The organism is Candidatus Polarisedimenticolia bacterium (genome assembly GCA_035764505.1).
GTDB lineage: Bacteria > Acidobacteriota > Polarisedimenticolia > Gp22-AA2 > AA152 > AA152.
The window spans coordinates 1-17,389 of record DASTZC010000003.1; the positions used below are offsets into that span (position 1 = coordinate 1).

Sequence of the window (17,389 nt, forward strand, 5' to 3'; positions counted from 1 at the left end):
GCGGCCACCGGGAATTCGGTCGCCGTCGCCAGCAGCGCGATGCCGCCGCCGAAAAGAATCAGCCGGCCCAGGAACCCTCCGAGCAGCGCCGTCAGGAAGACCCGCTGCGGCTTGTCGTGGGCCCAGACCGCCAGCACGACGCTGGCGACCGCCAGGACGGTTGCCAGAGCGGCCCCGAGCACCGTGGACCAGGCGGCCTGCCGTCCGCCCCAGGCGTCGACCGCCAGGGCGCTGAAAGGGAGCGTCGCCCCCGCCACAGAGGCGAGAACCGCGCCGGCACGCAACGCCGGCCCGACGATCACGACTTGCCGTCCTTTGAGGGCATCACGACCTTGAAAAAGCCGACGAACGCCGCCACCAATCCCAGCGCCATCCCCCCGAGCAGGAGCCAGGGACTGGTCTTGAAGCGCCGGTCCAGCCAGTAACCCGCCGCGGTCCCGATTCCCACGGTCACCGCAAAATTCAGCCCCAGGCTGAGGAGCGGCCCCACCTTGCGCATCGCTTCTGCGAGAGACCCCCGAGGCTCGGGATCCTCGGCCACGGCGCCTATTGCCCCAGCGACAGCAGCGATCGACGCGTCAGCTCGATGAGCGGGTTGGGATACAGACCGACGAAAAGGTTGAATGCCAGGCAGATCCCCACCGCGCCGGCCAGCCCCCAGGAAAAGGCGTAGCGCACCGAGTCGACCGGCGGCTTCTGGTACATGTGCCAGACCACCCGCAGGTAATACCAGGCCGAGACGACGCTGTTCAGCACCATGACGACGGCCAGCCAGCCGAAATGCGCTTTCATGGCGGCGGCGAACAGGTAGTACTTGCCGATGAAGCCGGCGGTGGCCGGAATACCCGCCAGCGACAGCATGAACACCAGCATGGCAAAGGCCGCCAGCGGGCTGCGCTGCTGCAGGCCCGAAAAGTCGACCACCCGGTCGCCGACAAGGTTCTCGCGGCGCAGCATCACGATCAGGGAGAAAGCCCCCACGTTGATGAAGGTGTAGACCGCCAGATAGAACATCAGCGAGGTCAGACCGTAGTCCATCAGCTCCGGCTGCGGCCGCGACATGACGATGAGCCCGATCAGGATGTAGCCGGCATGGGCGATGCTGGAGTAGGCCAGCATCCGCTTCATGTTGTCCTGCAGGAGCGCCACCAGGTTTCCCAGCGTCATGCTGGCTACCGACAGGACGATGAGAAGCAGGATCCAGCGATCGCGCATCGCTCCGAAGCCCACGGCGTAGATGCGCACGAAGGCGACGAAAGCCGCCGCCTTGGAGGCGGTCGACATGAAGGCGGTGATGGCGGTGGGAGCTCCCTCGTAGGCATCGGGCGCCCAGGAGTGAAACGGCACGGCCGCCACCTTGAAGCCCAGGGCCACGGTGAGCAGGACCAGCCCCAGCAGGAGCATGGGGGACTGCAGGTCCGACTGCTGGAAGCTCGAGGCCATCTGGTACAGGTTCGTCGTTCCCTTGGCCGCGTAGACCAGGGAGGAGCCGTAGACGAAAACCCCGGTCGAAAAAGCCCCCAGCAGGAAGTACTTCATGGCGGCCTCGTTCGATTTCCGGTTCCCCCGCAGGTAGCCGACGAGGATGTAAATCGAAATCGCCATCAGCTCCAGCCCCACGAAAAGACTGAGCAGGTCGGAGGCGGAAGCCATGACCATCATTCCGACCACGGAGAAGCAGATCAGGGCGTAGTACTCCCCCGATTGGACATTCTCGATGTCGAGGTAGCGCAGGGAGATGAGGATGCTGAGGATGGCCGAGGAGAGGAAGACCACCTTGAAGAAGATCGCCATGCCGTCGAGCACCAGCAGCTGATTGAAGAAGAAGAGGTTCAGGCTGCGGAACACGTCCAGCCCCTGCTGCAGCGGAAAGGAGAGGACCACGCCCAGCGTCAGGAGACAGCCGAGCGCCGCGAGCACGCCGATCCAGCGCCGGTAGACCGGAAAGACCCCCAGGATCAGCAGGAAGAACCCGTAGAAGGTCAGCAGGAGCTCCGGCCTGAACAGGTAGAGCGCCTGCTCCAGACTGCTATTCATTCCGCGGCTCCTGGGCTGCGGCGGGGGGCTTCAGGGCTGCTTTCACCGCGCCGGCCGGCGCGGCGCCGAGGTGCGCCGTGGCCGGCACCGGCTCGTTTACCTGCCGGACGATGCGCTCCACCGCGGGCTGCAGCATGTCCATGAAGGGGGCCGGGTACAGTCCAATCCAGAAGGCCAGGACCACCAGCGGCGCCAGGGTCAGGATCTCCCGCCCGTTCAAATCGGTGAGCGCCTGGTTCTCGGGCTTGTCCAGCTTGCCGAACATGGTGCGCTGGTACAGCCAGAGCATGTAGGCGGCGCCCAGGACGATGCCGAGGACCGCGAGCACCGACCAGATCTGCGGCACGAACAGCAGCGCCTTGCTGGTGAAGGGAAGGTTCAGATGGAAGCCGATGGGGATCATCCAGGCTCCCATCAGGATGGTGAACTCCCCAATGAAGCCGTTCAGCGCCGGGAGGCCGATCGACGAGAGCGTCATGATCATGAAGAAGACGGCGTAGATCGGAATCTGGCGCGACAAGCCCCCGAAATCGGAGATCAGTCGCGTGTGGCGCCGCTCGTAGATCAGCCCGACGATCAGGAACAAGGCGCCGGTGGAGATGCCATGGTTGATCATCTGCAGGATGCCGCCCTTGAGGCCCACCTCGTTGAGGGCGAAGACCCCGAGCATGCAGAAGCCGAGGTGGCTCACCGAGGAATAGGCGACCAGCTTCTTCCAGTCCTTCTGCACCATGGCCACCATGGCGCCGTACAGGATGCCGATCACCGAAAGTCCGAGCATCCAGGGAAGGTAGTGACGCGTCGCCTCCGGCAGGATCGGCAGGGAGAAGCGGACGAAGCCGTACGTTCCCATCTTGAGGAGCACCCCGGCGAGGATGACCGAGCCCGCGGTGGGAGCCTCCACGTGGGCATCGGGTAGCCAGGTGTGGAACGGGAACATCGGGACCTTGATGGCGAAGCCGACGAAGAAGGCGAGGAAGATCCAGCGCGCCAGCGAGATCCAGGCCGGCGTGGTGTCACGTCCCATCTCCATGAGCGACACCACGTCGAAGGTGTAATTCCCCGTGACGCTGCCGTGATAGAAGTAGAGCGCCAGGATCCCCAGCAGCATCAGCACCGACCCGAGAAGCGTGTAGAGGAAGAACTTGATCGCGGCGTAGAGCTTGCGGGGACCACCCCACACTCCGATCAGGAAATACATCGGGACGAGCATCACCTCCCAGAAGACGTAGAACAGGAAGAAATCGAGCGAGATGAAGACTCCCAGCATCCCCGTCTGCAGCAGGAGCATCATCACGTAGTACTCCTTCACCCGCTCCGTGATCGCCGTCCAGCTCGACAGGATGGCCAGGAAGCCGAGCAGGGTCGTGAGGAGGATGAGCAGCACCGAGATTCCGTCCACTCCCGTGTGGTAGCTGACGCCGATGGAGGGGATCCAGGAATGGCTCGCCTCGAACTGGAACGGGGCGCCCTTCGGGTCATACCTCCAGAACAGCGGCAGGGAGACCAGGAAGCCGGCGAACGCCACCGCCGTCGCATACCAGGCAATCGCCCGCTTCGCTTCCTTGTTGAAGAAGAGGAGCCCGACGGCCCCGACGAGGGGCAGGAAGGTGATGGTGGTGAGAATCCATTGATTGCTCATGATGAAGCGGGACTCCTTTACCGGTTCCAGAAGAGATAGATGCTCACGAACAGGAAGATCCCGAAAACGAACAGGGTCAAGTACGACTGGACCTGCCCCGTCTGCATCCTGCGGAAGGCGAGGGCGAGCCCGCGCGCGATGTAGGCGGTGGCGTTCACCAGTCCGTCGACCACGTATTGGTCGAAGATGCGCGACAGGATGCTGAACCCCATGGTCGCGTGCCGCACGCCGTTCACCAGTCCGTCCACGACGCGCGCATCGAAAGCGTGGAGTCCGCGGCACGCCGCGAGGGTGGGGCGCACGATGGCCGCCGCGTACAGCTCGTCGACGTAGTACTTGTTGGCGAGCAGCTCGCCGAGGCGGGGCATCGCGGAGGCCAGCCGCCGCGGGATCTCCGGGCGGGCGCGGTAGAAGCGATAGGCCGTGAAGATGGCCGCCGCCACGACCCCCAGCGCCAGGAGCATCAGGAGATACTCGAGCGATTCGACCTCGCCGTGCGACACCCCCGCCGCCTCCGCCGCATGGACGGCCGCGGCGCCGCTCGGCGGCACCGTCTCGAACACCGGCGCGAGGAAATGCTCGAAGAAGTTCAGGTCGGCGCCGAAGCTGAGGCTCTTGGGGATTCCGATCAACCCGCCCACGGCCGACAGCACCGCCAGGATGATCAGCGGCACCGTCATCACCTTCGGCGACTCATGCAGATGATGCGCCGTTTCATGGTCCATGCGGCCTTCGCCGTAAAAGCACAGGAAGACGAGACGGAACATGTAGAAGGTCGTCAGCGCCGCGGCCAGCAATCCCACCAGCCAGAAGATCACGCCCCCCAGGCCGTGAGGATTGCCCGAGCCGAACGCCTTCCACAGGATCTCGTCCTTGCTGAAGAAGCCCGAGAGCGGCGGGATGCCGGCGATAGCCAAAGTGCCCACCAAAAATGTCGCGAAGGTGATGGGCAGCGTCTTCTTCAACCCGCCCATCTTCCTGAGGTCCTGCTCGCCGCTCATGGCGTGAATGACGCTGCCGGAGCCCAGGAAGAGCAGCGCCTTGAAGAAGGCATGCGTCATCAGGTGGAACACCGCGGCGGTAAAGGCTCCGACGCCCGCCGCCAGGAACATGTAGCCGAGCTGGCTCACGGTGGAATAGGCCAGCACCTTCTTGATGTCGTTCTGCCGCAGCGCCATGCTCGCCGCGAAGATCGCCGTGAGCGCCCCCACCGTGGCGACCACCATCAAAGCCTGCGGCCCCTGCAGGTAGATCGCCGAGCAGCGGCAGACCATGTAGACACCCGCCGTCACCATCGTCGCGGCATGGATCAGGGCCGACACCGGCGTGGGACCCGCCATCGCATCGGGGAGCCAGACATAAAGCGGAATCTGCGCGCTCTTGCCGCAGGCTCCCACGAACAGCAGAACGCCGATGCCGGCCGCCACCGCCGGGGCCAGATGCGACGCCTGCGCCATCACCGAGCTGAACTCGAGCGTCCCCAGCGAGGCGAAGATCCAGGCCATCGCCAGGACGAATCCCATGTCGCCGACCCGGTTGACCAGGAAGGCCTTCTTCCCCGCGTCGGCCGCTGAATCCTTCGGGTAGTCGAAGCCGATCAGCAGGTACGAGCACAGCCCCACCCCTTCCCATCCCACGAACATCACCGGGAAGCTGGAGCCCAGCACCAGCGTCAGCATCATCGCCATGAACAGGTTCAAATAGGCGAAGTAGCGCCAGTAACCTTCCTCGTGGGCCATGTAGCCGACGGAGTAGACATGGATCAGGAAGCCGACCCCCGTCACCACCAGCAGCATGACCGCCGACAGGGGATCCAGCGTGAAGCCCCAGGGGATCGAGAACTCGGCCCCCTGGCTGCCCCGCCCGGCGTGCAGCCACTCGGCCGCCGTCAGCGTCACCCGCTTCGCCTCACGATCGACTTCCAGATGGCCGGGCACGGAGGTGACCGAATCGAGATGGCCCAGCTGCAGGACCGCGCCAAGCGAGAGGAGGAAGGCCGCCAGAACCGCGCCGCAGGCGATGATTCCGATGAGCTGTTTGGAGAGATACCGCTTCCCGAACAGGCCGTTGAGGACGAAGCCGGCCAGGGGAAGCAACGGGATCAAGTAAAGGGCGCTCAGCACGATGGAAGCTGCCTCACCACTTCATCAGGTTCATTTCGTCGACGTTGACGGTTTCGCGGTTGCGAAAGAGCGCGATCACGATGGCCAGCCCCACCGCCACCTCGGCGGCGGCGATGGTGATGTTGAAGACCCCCCAGATCTGGCCGGTCAGGTTCTGCCACTGGCGCGAGAAGGCGACGAAGTTGAGGTTGGCGGCGTTCAGGATCAGCTCGATCGACATCAGGATGATGATGACGTTGCGCCGGACCAGCACGCCGACGACGCCGATCGTCAGCAGCACCAGGCTCAGGACCAGCAGGTGGTTCTGGGGAATCATCGCTGCCTCCTCGCGGACGCGCTCAGGCGCGCGGCCTTCCCAGGACGATGGCGCCGATCATCGCGACCAGCAGCAGCACCGAGACAACCTCGAAGGGAAGGATGTACTGGGTGTACAGCATCGCGCCCACTGCCTGCAGGTTGCCTTCCGCCGCCGGCGACGCGGCGACAGCCGTGACGGACGTCGAGCGGGCGAAAGTTGTCGCCAGGATCCCGAACAGGAGGAGCGTCATGGCGCCGGAGGCCGCCAGACGCATGCGGCCGCCGCTGAAGCGGCGCGGCTCTTCCAGGTTCACGAGCATGATCACGAAAAGAAACAGGACGAGAATGCCACCGGCGTAGACCAGCACCTGCACGGCGAACAGGAAGTCGGCTCCCAGCAGGACGTAGATCGCGGCGATGGCAACGAAGGTCAGGACGAGGTAGACCGCCGAGTGCACCGCGTTCTTGCGGGTGATCGTCATGACGCCACCGACGGTCGCCAGCGCGGCGAAGAAGTAGAAGACCGCCAGCCCCCAGTTCATCGTCCCCTCATCGGGTGTAGAGCTTCGCCGGCTTGCCGTCCACCAGCTCCTCGCGCGCCGTGACGTAGGCGTCGCGGTCGTATCCCGCCAGCTCGTAGTCGTGGGACATGTAGATGGCGGTGATCGGCTTGGTCGGGCAGGGATCGACGCACAGCCCGCAGAAACAACAGCGCTCATAGTTGATGGTGAAGCTCACCAGCTGCTTCCCCTTCCCGTCCGGCCGCTTCTCCGAGACGATCGAGATGCACTCGGTGGGGCAGATCGCCTCGCACAGCAGGCAAGAGACGCACAGCTCCTCGCCGGTCGCCGGGTCCTTGCGCAGGCGCGGGACTCCGCGGAAGCGTGGCGCGAACTCCACCGTCTCCTTCGGGTATTCCACGGTGATGTGCGGACGGAACTGATTCTTCAGGGTGACCCACATCCCCTGCATCATCTCGAGCAGCAGGAACTTTCGCAGGAACCCGGTCACACTCATGGCTTCCTCGCGCCTCTCATCGGGCCACCAGCAGGACGACGGCCCCGGTGAGCACGACGTTGGCGATCGACAGCGGGATCATCCAGAACCAGCCCAGATTCATGAGCTGGTCGTAGCGGTAGCGCGGGAACGTGCCGCGCAGCCACAGGTAGACGAACAGGACCAGGAAGGTCTTCAGGCCGAACCACACGAAGCCGGGCAGCGCCGGGTGCAGGTGGTCCAGGCCGAAGTTCAGCCAGCCCAGTGCCGCCACATTGGGAAAGGGCCTCAGCCAGCCACCGAAGAACAGCGTCGTCACGATCGACGCGATGACCATCATCGAGACGTACTCGGCCAGCATGAAGAAGGCGAACTTCATCCCCGTGTACTCGGTGTGGAAGCCGGCGACCAGCTCGGCCTCCGCCTCGGGCAGGTCGAAAGGCAGGCGGTTGGTCTCCGCCACGCCGCTCACGAAGAACACGAACAGCCCGAGGCACTGCGGCGCGAAGTACCAGAGATGGGCCTGGCGCTGGGCCTCGACGATGCCGACCATGCTGGCGGTCCCGCTGAGCATGAGGACCCCGATGATGGAGAAGCCGAAGGGGACCTCGTAGGAGACCATCTGCGCGGCACTGCGCAAGGCGCCGAGCATCGGGTACTTGCTGTTCGAGGCCCATCCTCCCAGCATGATCCCGTAGATCCCCAGGGAGGAGATCGCCAGGAGGAACACGACCCCGACGTTCACGTCGGCGATCCAGGGGAAGAACTCGTAGCCGAACAGCGTGAACTTACCGCCCCCCGAGAACGGGATGAGCGACAGCGCCGTGAACGCCGGCAGGACGGTGAGGATCGGCGCGAGCGTGAACAGGAGCTTATCGGCGCGCGTCGGGGTGATGTCTTCCTTGATCAGCAGCTTGATGCCGTCGGCAATCGGCTGGAGGATGCCGTGCGGCCCGACCCGGCGCGGCGACAGGCGCAGCTGCATGAAGGCCAGGATCTTCCGCTCGATCAGGGTCATGTAGGCCACGGCGCCCGAGGCGACGCCCAGCACCACCAGCACCTGGGCCAGCGGGATGGCGAGATTGCGGACCAGCGCGTCACTCATCAGCGGTCCACGTCTCCCAGGACGATGTCGAGGGTCCCGATCACGGCGACCACGTCGGCCACCAGAGATCCCTGGATCATGTGCGGCAGCGCCTGCAGGTTCACGAAGGAGGGGGAGCGGAAGCGCATGCGGTAGGGCTTGTCCTCCCCCTGGCTGACGATGTAGAAGCCGAGCTCGCCGCGCGGCCCTTCGACGACGTGGTAGACCTCGCCCACCGGGGGCTTGATGCGCTTGGGGACCTTGCCCATGATGTCGCCCGCGGGGAGCTGCTCGAGCGCCTGCTCGACGATGCGCAGGCTCTGCCGCATCTCCTCCATGCGCACCAGATAGCGATCGTAGGTGTCGCTGTTCTCCCCGAGGGGCACATCGAAGTTGAAGCGCGGGTAGACCGAGTACGGGTGAACTTTGCGCAGGTCGTAATCCACGCCCGCGGCGCGCAGGCAGGGGCCGGTCACGCCGAAGTCGATGGCGTCCTCGGCCTTCAGGATGCCGACGCCCTTGGTCCGGCCGATCCAGATGCGGTTCTTCGTGAGCAGGGTCGCGTATTCCTTCTGCCTCTCGGGAAAGATCTTCACGAAGTGGCGGACCCGATCGGTCCAGCCCGGCGGCACGTCCCACGGTAGTCCGCCGATGCGGTAGGCGTTGTAGGTGAGGCGCGCGCCGCAAAACGCTTCGAACAGGTCGAGCAGGATCTCCCGCTCCCGGAAGCAGTAGAAGAAGACCGTCATGGCGCCGATGTCCAGGGCATGCGTCCCGAGCCAGACCAGGTGGCTGGCGATGCGCTGCAGCTCGGCGGTGATGACGCGGATGTACTCGGCGCGCTCCGGCACCGTTACGCCCATCAGCTTCTCGACCGCTTCGACGTAGCCGAGGTTCTCGTACATCGCCGCGACGTAGTCGAGCCGGTCGGTGTAAGGCTCGATCATGTGGTAGTTCTTCGACTCGCAGAGCTTCTCCACGCCGCGGTGCAGGTAGCCGATCATCACGTCGGTGTCGGTGACCGTCTCTCCGTCGAGGACCAGCTTCAGCCGGAGCACCCCGTGCGTGCTCGGGTGCTGCGGGCCCATGTTGATGTCCATCATCTCGGTGCGAAACATCCGGTCCCCTCAGCGCAGCTTCAGGTGATCGCGGTCGTGGCCTCTCGTCGGGTACTCCTTGCGCAGCGGGTGCCCCTGCCACTCGTCGGTGAGGAGGATGCGGCGGAGATCGGGGTGCCCCTCGAAAGGAATCCCGAGCAGGTCGAAGGCTTCCCGCTCGTGCCAGTTGGCCGTGCGCCAGATGCCGGTCACGCTGGGAGCCGGCTCCTGATCGGCGACGCGAATCTTCAGGTTGATCCGGTGCTTTTTCGGGACGGAGAAGAGGTGATACACCACCTCGAAGCGCTTGTCGCGATCGGGGAAATCGACGCCGCAGAGGTTGGACAGATAGTCCATGCGCAGAGCCGGATCGTCCTTCAGGAAGCGGCAGATCGACAGGAAGCTGTCCTTGTCCAGCAGAGCCGTCACCTCTCCGGCATGGTAAGCCACCGATTGCACGGCCCCCGGGAAGCGTTCCTTGATCGCGTCCAGCACGGGCGAGGGGACCTCCGCCGCGAGGTTGACCTTGGTAGGCGCCGCGGGCTTCGCCGCTGCGGGAGGAGCCGCGGCTGCGGGCGGGGCTGGGGCTGACGGCGGCGGGGCAACCGGGCCTTCAGGTCCCGGGGCTGCCGATTTGGGAGGCGGGGCGGCCGCGGCAGGCGGAGCCGGAACCGCGCCTCCGGGCGCTGCAGGGGTCGGGGCCTTCGTCGGCGCCGCCGCAGCGCCCTCAGGTGGGCCGGGCGCTGCAGGCTTGGGCGGTGCCGCGGCCTCACCTTCGGAGGCCGGCGGTGCCGGCGGCTTACCCTCGGGAGTCGGCGGCTTGCTCTCGTCAGTCATTCGCAGTCTTCCCGCGTATCCTCGAAGAATCTTGGTCTGAGCGTCCCGGCCCGCCGCGCCGGAAGGTCCGGGCGGCGTCACGCACGGGTCTCCTCAGGCGGTTCTCCGAGCGATGGTCATCTGATCGATCTTGTCCTGCAGCTTGAGGATGCCGTAGAGCAGAGCTTCGGGCCGCGGTGGGCAGCCCGGGATGTACACGTCGACCGGAATGACCCGGTCGACCCCCTGCATCGTGCTGTACGTGTCGAAAGGTCCGCCGCACGTCGAGCAGGCCCCCATCGAAATCACCCACTTGGGATCGGGCATCTGGTCGTAGAGGCGCTTCACGATGGGCCCCATCTTCTCGACCACCGTCCCCGCCACGATCATGAGATCGCTCTGCCGCGGCGTCGCCCGGTAGACCCCGGCGCCGAACCGATCGATGTCGTAGCGGGACGCCACGGTGGCCATCATCTCGATGGCGCAGCACGCCAGTCCGAAGCTCATCGGCCACAGGGCCGATTTGCGGGCCCAGTTGAAGACTTTATCGATGCTGGTGGTGAAAATGCTGGGAGCGAAGCGATTCTCGATCAGACCCATTCCAGGGCTCCTTTCTTCCAGGCATACACATAGCCGAGGACCAGGATCCCCAGGAACAGAACCATTTCCACGAAGCCGTAGATTCCCAGCATCCTGTACTTCACCGCCCAGGGAAAGAGGAAGACGGTCTCCACGTCGAAGACGACGAACAGGACGGCGATGACGTAGTAGCGCACCGAGTAGCGCTGCCGCGGCTCCCCCTCCGTCTCCACACCGCACTCGTAGGCGTCCATCTTGACCCGGTCGTAGTTCGAGGGCCGCACCACCCGGGCGAGCAGCAGGCTGACCGAGGTGAACGCGACGCCGACGACCAGGAAGATGAGGATGGGGATGTAGGACACACCGGCAACCGGCACGGACCCTCCGTCGCGCGCGGATCTCTCAACTCATTTCGGGCGCGCAATTTAGCACAGCGGTTTTACGCCTGTCAAACCGCTGGAAATCCGCAAGTTCCTTGTCGGGGAAGAGGGTACGGCGCGGCGGGAAAAAGGCGGGGTAAGCGGGCGCGGCGAGCGAGGTTAGTGGCGCCCGGCAATGAAGTTAGTTGCGCTCGGAAAGGTTGGAAAGCACGCGCACCGTGTAGTCCATGGGCAGGTCGGCCTGATCGGCCTGCAGGGCGGCGATGCGGTTGGGGCCCTGGTTGTAGGCCGCCAGCGCCACCTCGACGCTGTCGAAGCGGTCCATCAGGGTGTGCAGGTAGTAAGTGCCGACCTCGAGATTGGTCATCGGGTCCCAGAGAATCCGCTCGTCGGTCCAGCGGATGTTGATGCGCGCCGCCACTTCGCGGGCGGTCGAAGGAAGAACCTGCATCAACCCCATGGCGCCCTTGTCGGAGAGAGCCATCGGATTGAAGGAGCTCTCGGCGCGGATCACCGCGTAGATCATCTCCGCGCTGATGCCGTACTTACGGCTCACCTGTTCAACCTTCGAAGCCATCTCCTCGACATTACCCTTGGACATGTAGATGCGATTATCGGCGAGGATCTCGCGCAACCGAACGACGGAAGCCAGGTGCTCCCGGGCCACGTCCAGCTCGGAGATCTTGTTCTTCTGCACGGCCGTCAGCGTCTGCAATCCCTCCACGTTGTCCAGGACTCTCTGGTACCGCGCTCCAATCAGGAAGCCCAGGACCAGGACAACGGCCAGCGTGAGGGTATGGGTGATGTGCCTCATAGAACCCGCCTCCTACTGTCATTGGATGAGGGAATTATGCTTCCGGAAGAGCGGATGTCAAGGACAAAACAGGACTATTCCGGGACCACTTTCGCGACATTGGGAAGGCAACGCGCTGATTCGGTGGGGTTTCAGGCAAGGCGGGGAAAGCGCAGGAAACGGAGGAATCTTCCGTGAGAAAACCGACGTGATTGGAATATGTACAAGAATTCAGGGAGAAGACGCAGAATTTTCCAGGTCGACTCCGAGAATTTTTATCTCATCGCCGACATTCAGTCGCGACTTCTTGGCCATTCCGGCGGCGATTTCCAGGATGTAACGGGCTTTCAGCATGGGGGGATACCCGGGGCATGGGTCCGCTTTGCACGGCGGGACGGAACGCTCGAGATGAACGACGTGCAGATCGTCGGACAGCCACACGACGTCCAGCCCGACCCGGCAGTTCTTCATCCAGATCGAATGGAATCCGCTCTCTTCGAACAGGAAGAGCATTCCGTCGTCGGGACCGACGCGGCTGCGATACATGTAGCCGAGGGCCCGCTGCTGCGGCGTGCGGGCCAGCTCGAGGCGGAACTCGTGTCCATCGGGGGCAATCGCCTTGGCGGAGAAAGGCTGCGTCTGGGCCGGCGGCGGCCCGGCGGCTCCGGCCGACACGGCGATCAGAATCGCGGCGGGCGCGACGAGTGCCTTGACGAGGAACCTGCTCCGGAGTCGGGGGGGGATCACGCTCGCATACTACAGGATTCGGCGCCACCCATCGAGCCGGTTCGCAATAGGAGCCGGCCCGTCTGTCCCTGCATCCAAGTCGTGTCTCACCGTTGACGATGTTTCGCAGCGTCATCTATACTGCTGGCCCCGACCAGTTTTTCTCATCCCTCTCAGGAGGAAGGGTTTGCCCGTTCGGATCGGAATCAACGGCATGGGCCGTATCGGCCGCTGTCTCTTCCGCTTGACGGCCAGCACAAAGGACGTGGTGGTGTGCGCCGTGAACGACGTGGCCCCCCCCGGCACGCTGGCCCACTTGCTGAAGCACGATTCGATCTCGGGGGCCTGGAGCGAGCCGGTGGAAGGCCGCGAAGGGGAGATCCGGGTGCGCGATCGTGCCCTTCCCTGCACCGGATTCGCGTCTCCCGATCGCATCCCGTGGGCCGACCATGGAACCGAAATCGTCGTCGAGGCGACCGGTCGCTTCCGCAGCCGTGCACAGGCTGCAGGACATCTCCGTGGCGGTGCGCGCAGCGTGATCATCTCGGCCCCATCCGAGGATGCCGACTTCACGGTGGGCTGGGGAGTGAATGAAGACCGTCTCGATCCGGCGCGCCACCGGATCGTCAGCAACGCCTCGTGCACCACCCAGTGCGCCGCCCCGCTGCTCCAGCTGATCGACTCGGAGTGGGGCATCCAGGCCGGCTCGATGACGACGGTTCATTGCGTGACCAACGACCAGCCGCTCATGGATGCGCCGCACCGGGACCTGCGGCGATCGCGCGCCGGCGGAATGTCGATGATACCTACGACCACCAGCGCCGCCCTGGCCCTGGGCCAGATCCTGCCGGGCCTGGCGGAGCGCCTGACCTGCCTCGCCGTGCGCGTGCCGACTCCTTTCGTATCCGCGGTCGAGCTGGTGACCGCTCTGAAGCGGCCGGCGGAGACGAAGCGCACGGTCGAGATGTTCCGGGAGGCGGCGCGCGGACGATTTGCCGGTCTGGTCGGGGTCGCCGAGGAGGAGCTGGTCTCGGTCGATTTTCGCGGCGACCCGCGCAGCGCCGTGGTGGACGCCAAGCTGACCGCGCTCCCCACGCCCGCGCTGCTGCGCTTATTCGCCTGGTACGACAACGAGAGCGGTTATACGCATCGCCTGCTGGATCTCGTCCGCCGACTGGGCGCGGGAGGAGCCTCGTGAGCGCCGCACGGTTCGCCAAGGTGTCGGTGACCGATCTGGAGATGGCCGACAAGCGCGTCTTCGTGCGCGTCGATTTCAATGTGCCGCTGGAAGCGGGAAGCGTGGCCGATGACCTGCGGCTGCGCGCCTCCCTTCCGACGATCCGCAAGGTTCTCGAGAAGCGTGGCCGTCCGATTCTTGCCTCCCATCTGGGGCGGCCGAAAGGAAAACCAGATCCTGCTTACAGCCTGGAGCCGGTGGCGCGCAAGCTGAAAGAGCTGATCGAAGCGCCGGTGCGCTTCGCGCCGGATTGCGTTGGCGCCGAGGCGCTCGAGGCGGCGCGCTCGCTCGAACCGGGAGAGATTCTTCTGCTGGAGAACCTGAGGTTCCATCCCGGCGAGGAAAAAAACGACGCCGAGTTCGCCGCTCGCCTCGCCCGGCTGGCCGAGGCCTACGTGAACGACGCCTTCGGGAGCGCCCACCGGGCCCACGCTTCAGTGGCCGCCCTGTGCCGGCATTTCGACCCCGCCGCGGCGGGCCTGCTGATGGAGAAGGAGCTGGAGTATCTTGGCGGTCTGCTGGTGAATCCGCAGCGGCCTTATGTGGCGATTCTCGGGGGAGCGAAGGTCTCGGACAAAGTGGAGCTCGTGAAGAACCTGCTGCCGCGCGTCGACGTGGTCCTGATCGGAGGGGCGATGGCCTACACCTTCCTGGCCGCGCTGGGCGTGAGCGTCGGCGCCTCGCGCACCGAGCCGGCGAGCGTGCCGATCGCCGCGCAAATCCTGAAGGACGCGGAACAATGCGGCGTCAAGGTGGTCCTGCCTGTCGATCATCGGATCGCGCGCTCCTTCGAATCGCCCGGCGAAGGGGAGGTGGTGGCGGCGCGCGAAATCCCCGACGGGAGCCTCGGGCTGGACATCGGCCCCGTGACCGCGGAGTCCTTCGCGCGCGAGATCGCGGCCGCGCGCACCATCCTGTGGAACGGTCCCGTCGGCTTGTTCGAGCGCCCTCCCTTCGACGCCGGATCGCGCGCCGTGGCGGAGGCGATCGCCGCTTCCAGGGCGCGCAGCGTCGCCGGCGGAGGAGACACGGCCGCGGCGTTGGCGCGGTTTCATCTATCCGACAAGCTCAGCCATGTCTCGACCGGCGGTGGCGCCTCCCTGGAGTTCCTCTCCGGGGTGGAGCTTCCCGGCGTGGCCGCCCTCACCGACAAGCCAGCCCAGGCATGAGAATCCCTCTGATCGTCGGGAACTGGAAAATGCATACCACCCCCGTTGAGGCTGCGGCCCTGACCCGCGAGCTGGTGGCGAAGGTGCCGGCGCGGCACCAGATGGAGATAGTAATCGCGCCGCCCTATACCTCCCTCGCCGCCACGGCGGCCGCGTTGCAGGGAAGCCGCCTGAAGCTGGCCGCCCAGGATCTGCATTGGGAGGACGTCGGCGCCTTCACGGGCGCCATCTCGCACTTGATGCTGGAGGCGGTCGGCTGCACGCACGTCCTGGTGGGCCATTCGGAGCGGCGGATCTATTTCGGAGAAACCGACCATCGAGTGAACCAGAAGCTGCGCGCCGCCTTGCGTGGAGGGCTGGCTCCCATCCTGTGCATCGGCGAGGAGCTCGTGGAGCGCGAGACGGGCAGGCTGCACGAGGTGCTGATCCGGCAGTTGGACCGGGCCCTCGACGAGGTCTCCCCCGGCTCGGCGGACCGCCTGTCGGTGGCGTACGAGCCGGTCTGGGCCATCGGCACCGGCCATTCGGCCACCGTCGAAGACGCCGCCCAGGCGAGCCATCTGATCCGGCGCCAGCTCGAGCAGCTTTGGGGAGCGGCGGCCGGCGACAAGGTGCGGATTCTCTACGGCGGCAGCGTCACGGCGGGCAACGCCGCGGGCTTCGCGGCCCACCAGGCCGTGGATGGGGTGCTGGTCGGAGGAGCTTCGCTCAAGGCCGTCGATTTCGCCGCCATCGCCGCGGCGGGATGGTGAGGGCGCCTTTACGTCGCCGGCACCCTGTGCTAGATTGACGCCTCCGCCACAAGGCTCCGGCTCGGATTGGCCCGGCTAGAAACCAAGGGAGACATGATGTACGCCGCACTCATCGTTCTGCACTTCTTCGTTTGCCTCATCTTGATCCTGGTCGTGCTGCTGCAGACCGGCAAAGGCGCCGACCTGGCGGGAGCCTTCGGCGGGGGCGGCAGCCAGACCGCCCTGGGAAGCCGCGGCGCGGCGACCGTCCTGAGCAAGGCGACCACCATCGCCGCGATCGTCTTCATGTTCACTTCGCTGGCCCTGGCTCTGTACTCCTCGCGCCGGACCTCCGACGTGCTGCAGAACGCCCCGGCCGCGGCGACTTCCCTTCCGGTGGTTCCTCCGCCGGCGCCGAACGCGGCGTCGCCCGCGGCTCCTGCCGGGACCGCACCGGCAACGAAGGGAACGCAGCCTCCCGCGAATCAACCGGCTCAGGCGCCTCCCTCGACGCCCGAACCGAAGAAGCCCTAGCGTTACCTTCGAGGCAAGTGCCGAAGTGGTGGAACTGGCAGACACACCATCTTGAGGGGGTGGCGGGTAACACCGTGCGGGTTCGAATCCCGCCTTCGGCACCAACCCCTGCAGACCTCACCTGAGCTTATGAGAGCTCAGGGATAGTCCCACACGACATCCCTTGTCAGACAAGAGTGAGCGGCCCTCGGCGAGCGCTCCGCGCGTGGACCGCCGCGGAGAGAGGATTCAATCCTCCGGGAGAAGCTCGATTCCCATGCCGCCGCGCATGCTGCGGCGAAAAGCGGGAGGAACCTCCTTGACCCAGCGAATGGCGCCGCGCATCCTGCGGATGCCATCGGGAAGCTCCAGCTCCATCAGGAGGATGGTGCCGGGTGGGAAGAGCTTGTTGGCTTGCAGGAAGAGACCGCGGGCGCCGAGATCGGAGGTGTAGCCCAGGAACTCCCCGCTCTCAGTGCCGTAGCGCACGCCGATGCGACGCCGATCGCGAACAATGATCCTGCGATCCCGCATCGCCGGCCTTACCGCCATGGAATCTCCAATGCCGCGACCCGCTCTTCCGTGCCGATGTCAGTGTTGCGTGCCCTGCGGCCACTGGAAGAACTGGCCTGAAGCGAAGACGATGTCGCACTCGAAACGGTTGGTCATGCCCCCCGTCCAGGTTCCCTGCAATCCGTCCTTCCCCAGGCTCACCAGACTGTACTCGGTCCCCCCCGCGTCGGTCAGGGCCGTCCAGGAGTGGGCCCATCCGTCCGCATCGGGCGGCTCGCGTATGAAGAAAGGAGAGATGAGTGGACGCATCGTGGCCCAATCGGGGACGCCCTTGGGATAGACGGCATGATCCACGCTGTAAGCTTCCGTCGCCTCGGCAATGGAGTGCAGGTCCATCATGGTTCGTTTCTGCTTTCCCTTGTCGAGGGCATTCGACAGCGCCGCGATGGCCAGGGCGGAGATGACCCCCAGAATCGCCACCACCACCAGCAGCTCTATCAACGTGAAGCCCTTTTCGGAGCGCATTGCTTCCCCCTTGAAGCTCGACCTCACCTTCGATCAGCAACGGGGATGCCAAGGCCGCTCCGACACCGCTTCGCGCCGGCAACTCCCTCGTAAATCAGAGACCTCGGATGCCAAGTGGGACCGGCCGGATC

21 protein-coding genes and 1 tRNA gene are annotated in these 17,389 nt (G+C 65.3%); 5 read left to right on the top strand and 17 right to left on the bottom strand.

The window, feature by feature from the left end; genetic code table 11:
- The 15 genes from VFW45_00045 to VFW45_00115 form a co-directional block, all read right to left on the bottom strand.
- Nucleotides 1-302, bottom strand: a 302-nt coding sequence (locus tag VFW45_00045; protein HEU5179153.1) for a hypothetical protein, incomplete at its 3' end; no start/stop codon positions are given.
- Nucleotides 299-499: an AtpZ/AtpI family protein gene (locus tag VFW45_00050; GenBank protein ID HEU5179154.1), complete on the bottom strand. Its 201-nt coding sequence runs from the start codon at nt 497-499 to the stop codon at nt 299-301. The genes VFW45_00045 and VFW45_00050, both read right to left, overlap by 4 nt.
- Nucleotides 500-546: 47 nt before the next feature.
- Entirely contained in the window at nt 547-2,037 is a 1,491-nt protein-coding gene (locus VFW45_00055; GenBank protein ID HEU5179155.1) for an NADH-quinone oxidoreductase subunit N, read from the bottom strand.
- Complete coding sequence (locus VFW45_00060; GenBank protein ID HEU5179156.1) at nt 2,030-3,679, bottom strand: NADH-quinone oxidoreductase subunit M; 1,650 nt, start codon at nt 3,677-3,679, stop codon at nt 2,030-2,032. Before VFW45_00060 ends, VFW45_00055 begins: the two co-directional genes overlap by 8 nt.
- Before the next feature lie 17 nt (nt 3,680-3,696).
- Entirely contained in the window at nt 3,697-5,802 is a 2,106-nt protein-coding gene (nuoL, locus tag VFW45_00065; protein ID HEU5179157.1) for an NADH-quinone oxidoreductase subunit L, read from the bottom strand.
- A 13-nt stretch (nt 5,803-5,815) separates the two neighbouring features.
- Nucleotides 5,816-6,118 (bottom strand): NADH-quinone oxidoreductase subunit NuoK, encoded by a 303-nt coding sequence (gene nuoK / locus VFW45_00070; protein ID HEU5179158.1) that lies wholly within the window; start codon nt 6,116-6,118, stop codon nt 5,816-5,818.
- A 22-nt stretch (nt 6,119-6,140) separates the two neighbouring features.
- Nucleotides 6,141-6,641: an NADH-quinone oxidoreductase subunit J gene (locus tag VFW45_00075; GenBank protein ID HEU5179159.1), complete on the bottom strand. Its 501-nt coding sequence runs from the start codon at nt 6,639-6,641 to the stop codon at nt 6,141-6,143.
- A gap of 7 nt (nt 6,642-6,648) precedes the next feature.
- Nucleotides 6,649-7,116: an NADH-quinone oxidoreductase subunit I gene (locus tag VFW45_00080; protein HEU5179160.1), complete on the bottom strand. Its 468-nt coding sequence runs from the start codon at nt 7,114-7,116 to the stop codon at nt 6,649-6,651.
- A gap of 16 nt (nt 7,117-7,132) precedes the next feature.
- Complete coding sequence (gene nuoH / locus VFW45_00085; protein HEU5179161.1) at nt 7,133-8,200, bottom strand: NADH-quinone oxidoreductase subunit NuoH; 1,068 nt, start codon at nt 8,198-8,200, stop codon at nt 7,133-7,135.
- A complete protein-coding gene (locus tag VFW45_00090) occupies nt 8,200-9,297 on the bottom strand; it encodes an NADH-quinone oxidoreductase subunit D (GenBank protein ID HEU5179162.1) in 1,098 nt (365 codons plus the stop codon). Before VFW45_00090 ends, nuoH begins: the two co-directional genes overlap by 1 nt.
- Before the next feature lie 9 nt (nt 9,298-9,306).
- Nucleotides 9,307-9,771 carry an NADH-quinone oxidoreductase subunit C gene (locus VFW45_00095; protein HEU5179163.1) on the bottom strand — a complete coding sequence of 155 codons (465 nt, stop codon included), beginning with the start codon at nt 9,769-9,771 and terminating at the stop codon, nt 9,307-9,309.
- A gap of 435 nt (nt 9,772-10,206) precedes the next feature.
- Nucleotides 10,207-10,692, bottom strand: a complete 486-nt coding sequence (locus VFW45_00100) for an NADH-quinone oxidoreductase subunit B family protein (GenBank protein ID HEU5179164.1) — start codon at nt 10,690-10,692, stop codon at nt 10,207-10,209.
- Complete coding sequence (gene ndhC, locus VFW45_00105; GenBank protein HEU5179165.1) at nt 10,683-11,048, bottom strand: NADH-quinone oxidoreductase subunit A; 366 nt, start codon at nt 11,046-11,048, stop codon at nt 10,683-10,685. Before ndhC ends, VFW45_00100 begins: the two co-directional genes overlap by 10 nt.
- Nucleotides 11,049-11,232: 184 nt before the next feature.
- Nucleotides 11,233-11,865, bottom strand: coding sequence for a lytic transglycosylase domain-containing protein (locus VFW45_00110; GenBank protein ID HEU5179166.1), 633 nt, complete (start codon nt 11,863-11,865; stop codon nt 11,233-11,235).
- A 210-nt stretch (nt 11,866-12,075) separates the two neighbouring features.
- The gene (locus tag VFW45_00115; protein ID HEU5179167.1) at nt 12,076-12,591 is read right to left on the bottom strand and encodes a DUF192 domain-containing protein; all 516 of its coding nucleotides are present in this window, start codon (nt 12,589-12,591) and stop codon (nt 12,076-12,078) included.
- A gap of 166 nt (nt 12,592-12,757) precedes the next feature.
- On the opposite strand from VFW45_00115, the gene VFW45_00120 reads away from it, so the two are divergent.
- The 5 genes from VFW45_00120 to VFW45_00140 all read left to right on the top strand — a co-directional run bounded on the left by VFW45_00120 (nt 12,758) and on the right by VFW45_00140 (nt 16,345).
- A complete protein-coding gene (locus VFW45_00120; GenBank protein HEU5179168.1) occupies nt 12,758-13,768 on the top strand; it encodes a type I glyceraldehyde-3-phosphate dehydrogenase in 1,011 nt (336 codons plus the stop codon).
- A complete protein-coding gene (locus VFW45_00125) occupies nt 13,765-14,976 on the top strand; it encodes a phosphoglycerate kinase (GenBank protein HEU5179169.1) in 1,212 nt (403 codons plus the stop codon). Before VFW45_00120 ends, VFW45_00125 begins: the two co-directional genes overlap by 4 nt.
- Entirely contained in the window at nt 14,973-15,728 is a 756-nt protein-coding gene (gene tpiA, locus VFW45_00130) for a triose-phosphate isomerase (GenBank protein HEU5179170.1), read from the top strand. Before VFW45_00125 ends, tpiA begins: the two co-directional genes overlap by 4 nt.
- Nucleotides 15,729-15,824: 96 nt before the next feature.
- Nucleotides 15,825-16,241, top strand: a complete 417-nt coding sequence (gene secG / locus VFW45_00135; GenBank protein ID HEU5179171.1) for a preprotein translocase subunit SecG — start codon at nt 15,825-15,827, stop codon at nt 16,239-16,241.
- A 19-nt stretch (nt 16,242-16,260) separates the two neighbouring features.
- A tRNA-Leu gene (locus tag VFW45_00140) sits at nt 16,261-16,345 on the top strand.
- A 124-nt stretch (nt 16,346-16,469) separates the two neighbouring features.
- Here VFW45_00140 and VFW45_00145 read toward each other — a convergent pair.
- Together VFW45_00145 and VFW45_00150 are read right to left on the bottom strand one after the other, a co-directional pair.
- Complete coding sequence (locus VFW45_00145; protein ID HEU5179172.1) at nt 16,470-16,772, bottom strand: PilZ domain-containing protein; 303 nt, start codon at nt 16,770-16,772, stop codon at nt 16,470-16,472.
- A gap of 39 nt (nt 16,773-16,811) precedes the next feature.
- A complete protein-coding gene (locus VFW45_00150) occupies nt 16,812-17,258 on the bottom strand; it encodes a prepilin-type N-terminal cleavage/methylation domain-containing protein (GenBank protein HEU5179173.1) in 447 nt (148 codons plus the stop codon).
- Nucleotides 17,259-17,389: the final 131 nt, after the last annotated feature.